Origin of the sequence: Streptomyces ossamyceticus (genome assembly GCF_001418475.1) — a bacterium.
In the GTDB taxonomy this organism is placed as follows: domain Bacteria; phylum Actinomycetota; class Actinomycetes; order Streptomycetales; family Streptomycetaceae; genus Streptomyces; species Streptomyces ossamyceticus.
In genome coordinates this window covers 1-3,305 of record NZ_LIQX01000691.1, presented here as the reverse complement: position 1 = coordinate 3,305, position 3,305 = coordinate 1, and the positions used below count along the sequence as shown (strand labels likewise).

General features: G+C 72.4%; 5 protein-coding genes. 1 reads left to right on the top strand and 4 read right to left on the bottom strand.

Annotated elements, in window-relative coordinates; translation table 11 throughout:
* Window positions 1-23: 23 nt before the first annotated feature.
* Together AOK15_RS36740 and AOK15_RS36735 are read right to left on the bottom strand one after the other, a co-directional pair.
* Complete coding sequence (locus AOK15_RS36740) at window positions 24-578, bottom strand: TetR/AcrR family transcriptional regulator (RefSeq protein WP_055522915.1); 555 nt, start codon at window positions 576-578, stop codon at window positions 24-26.
* On the bottom strand, window positions 575-937 hold the full coding sequence (locus tag AOK15_RS36735) for a DUF1304 domain-containing protein (protein ID WP_055522912.1): 363 nt from the start codon (window positions 935-937) through the stop codon (window positions 575-577). Before AOK15_RS36735 ends, AOK15_RS36740 begins: the two co-directional genes overlap by 4 nt.
* A 188-nt stretch (window positions 938-1,125) precedes the next feature.
* Between AOK15_RS36735 and AOK15_RS36730 the strand changes: the two genes are divergently transcribed.
* Window positions 1,126-1,518, top strand: a complete 393-nt coding sequence (locus tag AOK15_RS36730) for a VOC family protein (RefSeq protein ID WP_055522909.1) — start codon at window positions 1,126-1,128, stop codon at window positions 1,516-1,518.
* A gap of 12 nt (window positions 1,519-1,530) precedes the next feature.
* Here AOK15_RS36730 and AOK15_RS36725 read toward each other — a convergent pair whose 3' ends face one another.
* Window positions 1,531-1,827 (bottom strand): DUF4235 domain-containing protein, encoded by a 297-nt coding sequence (locus AOK15_RS36725; protein WP_055522907.1) that lies wholly within the window; start codon window positions 1,825-1,827, stop codon window positions 1,531-1,533.
* A 53-nt stretch (window positions 1,828-1,880) separates the two neighbouring features.
* Window positions 1,881-2,897 carry a glutathione S-transferase family protein gene (locus AOK15_RS36720; protein WP_055522904.1) on the bottom strand — a complete coding sequence of 339 codons (1,017 nt, stop codon included), beginning with the start codon at window positions 2,895-2,897 and terminating at the stop codon, window positions 1,881-1,883.
* Window positions 2,898-3,305 lie beyond the last annotated feature (408 nt).

Sequence of the window (3,305 nt, the reverse complement as noted above, 5' to 3'; positions counted from 1 at the left end):
GGGGCGGCGGGCCGGGCGGGGGCTCACCGGCTGCGGTGCAGGGCGACGAGCAGTTGCCACGACTGGTGGGCGATCTCCTCCGAGGTCGCCTCGATCCGTCCGTGCAGCCAGTCGGCGAGGACCCCCGCGAAGGTGGCGGCCACGGCCGACGCCACCAGCGGCGCGTCCGCGGCCCCCGCCAGCTCGCGCTCGCGGAGGCTGTACGCCCGCAGGTCCTGGTACAGCACCCGCCCGAGCGGGCCGCTGCCACCGGGGGCCAGCAGGGTGCGGTACAGGGCGGTGTGCGGGGTGAGCGACGCGAAGAACTCCACCAGGGCCGCGGGGGCCCGTACCGGGTCGGGACGGCCGCGCCAGGCGTGCAGCGCCTCCACGGCCTCCCGTACGACGTCGGCGCAGGCGTCCACCGCCAGCGCCTCCAGGTCGGCGTAGTGCACATAGAACGTGGCCCGGCCGACCCCCGCCCGGCGGACCAGCGCGGCCACGCTGACCTCGTCCAGGGGGCGCCGGGCGCACTCGTCGAGGAGGGCTTCCCGCAGCTTGGCCCGGGTGCGGGCGGCCCGGGGGTCCTCCGCGGTCATCCGGCGACGAGGACGGCGGCCAGGGCGAGCGCGGCGGGCAGCGCCTGCATGAAGAGGATCCGGCGGTTGGCGGTGGCGGCACCGTACACACCGGCGACGACGACGCAGCTCAGGAAGAAGATCTGGGCGCGGAACCCGGTCGGGTCGTCCGCGATCAGGCCCCACACCAGGCCCGCCGCGAGGAAGCCGTTGTAGAGGCCCTGGTTGGCCGCCATCGCCGCCGTCCGCTGCGCCAGGTCCGCGTCGAACCCGTGGAACCTCATCCCCGGCGCCTTCTGCCACAGGAACATCTCCATCACCAGGATGTACAGGTGCTCCACCGCCACCAGCGCAACCAGCGCACTAGCCAGGATCTCCATGCTCAACAGCCTCCACAACCCACTCGGCACCGTCGCCAATTTCATGGACAGGTGTCCACTATAGCTGGACGACTGTCCATGAAACAGAGGGGGTCCCCAAGCCGGTGGCAGCGGGAGATCGGGGTACCCGGGGAGCGTATGGGCGCCGGGGGTCCGCCCGCGTCCGAAAGACCGCGCGGAGGAGAGACATGGCACTGGTACGGGCAGGACTCGTGGTGCTGGACTGCGCCGAGCCCGAGAAGCTCGCGGCGTTCTACAAGGAGCTGCTGGACGCGGAGGAGACGGACGCGACCGCCAACCGCGTCGAGATCCAGGGGGCCTGCGGCACCCGGATGGCCTTCCGCCGCGATGTGAACGCGACCCCGCCGAGCTGGCCGCGCCCCGAGAACTCCCTCCAGGCCCACCTGGACTTCTATGTCGACGACCTCGACGAGGCCGAGCGGCGCATCGTCTCGCTGGGTGGCCGCCCCGTCGACACGAAGGAGCCGGCCGGGCCGTTCGAGGAGCGTGGCTACTCCGACCCGGCCGGCCACTCCTTCACCCTGCGCCGCGAACACCCCACGGCCCCCAAGCAGGGCTGACCTCCGTCTGGCTCAGTCCCGGCCCCCCTTCTCCGGGGACGGCCACACGCCGGTGGACCGCTCGATGGCCTTCGCGCCCGTGCGGTCCACCGCGCTGCGTACGACCGCGAAGATCGCACCCTGCACGGCCGCCGCCAGCAGGATCTCGCCCCACCCGCGATCCCGGTCCAGCGCGTCGGGCGCGTCGTCCTCGTGCCGGATCACCTTCCACGTCTTCTGGAACGCCATCGAGGCCAGCGCACCGCTGACCCAGCCGAGGGCGAAACCGACGGGCTTGTAGGCGAGGGGCAGTTTCTTCTTCTTGGACACTTGGCCTTCCTCCTTCGCGTTCGCGGTCTGAAGCGTCGCCGTGCGGCCGGCCGTCAGGCCCGCCCCCGCGGGGGCACGACCTCGGCGGCGGGCACCGGCCCGGGCGGCGTGCCGTCGCCGAACGGGCGGCCGCCCAGATCCGCGCGGCCGTGCGGCGTGAGCCAGCCCGACAGATCGGGCCCGAGCGGCACGATGCCGGTCGGGTTGATGCCCGTGTGCACCCGGTAGTAGTGCCGTTTGACGTGGTCGAAGTCGACGGTGTCACCGAACCCGGGGGTCTGGAACAGATCACGCGCGTACGCCCACAGCACCGGGTCCTCCGACAGCTTCCAGCGATTGCACTTGAAGTGACCGTGATAGACGGGATCGAAACGCACCAGCGTCGTGAACAGCCGGATGTCCGCCTCCGTGATCGTCTCCCCGACCAGGTACCGCTGCCCCGCGAGCCGCTCCGACAGCGCCTCCAGTCGCCGGAACACCCGGGTGCACGCCTCCTCGTACTCCTTCTGCTCCGTGGCGAAGCCCGCCCGGTACACGCCGTTGTTGACGTCCTCGTAGACCTCCGCCATCACCGCGTCGATCTCGTCGCGCCGCCCCGGCGGGTACAGCTCGGGCGCGCCCGGGCGGTGCAGGGCGGTCCACTCGGTGGCGAGGTCGAGGGTGAGCCGCTGGTAGTCGTTGGTGACGAGCTTCCCGGTCGGCACGTCCACCACCGCGGGGACACTCACCCCGCCCGGGTAGTCGCTCTCCCGCGCGTCGTACGCCTCCTTCAGGAAGCGGATGCCGAGCACGGGGTCGCGTCCGTCCGGGTCCAGGGTGAACCGCCAGCTGCGGTCGTCCTGGACGGGGTCGGCGATCGCCATCGACAGGGCGTCCTCCAGCCCCAGCAGCCGCCGCGAGATCACCGCCCGGCTCGCCCAGGGGCAGGCCCTGCTGACGACCAGCCGGTACCGGCCCGCCTCCACCCGACGGCCGTCCCGGCCGTCGGCGGTGATCCGGTCCGTGAAATGGCTCGCCGACCGCTCGAACCGCTTCCGGCCGTACTCCTCGTTGCCTTCGCCGCCACTCACCGTGCTCGCCCTTCCCGATCCGCTCGCCTCGCTACGTGTGCCCTGGTGCGGGTTCCCCGATTTCCGCGACCCCCACGGTGTGAGCGGGACCGGCCGGGGCAGTCGGGCACAGGTGACCGGAGAGTGACGGTCACGAGGACGACGAGGCCGACGACACCATCGGACGGCGGGGGCCAGGAGGAACTTCATGGGGCGGGAACGGCCCGGCATCGGGATACCCGGGCACGAGAGGGACGGGGACGGAACGCCGGGGAAGGAGACGGGGGGCGCCGAAACGCCCGGTACTGCGACGGGCCGGGACGGTACGGGCGGGACGTCACGACTCGACGGACCGGAGCGCGCACCTCGCGATACGGACGGGAAGGGGATCGGGGGGTCGGAGCCTGCACCGCGCGATGGGGACGGCGC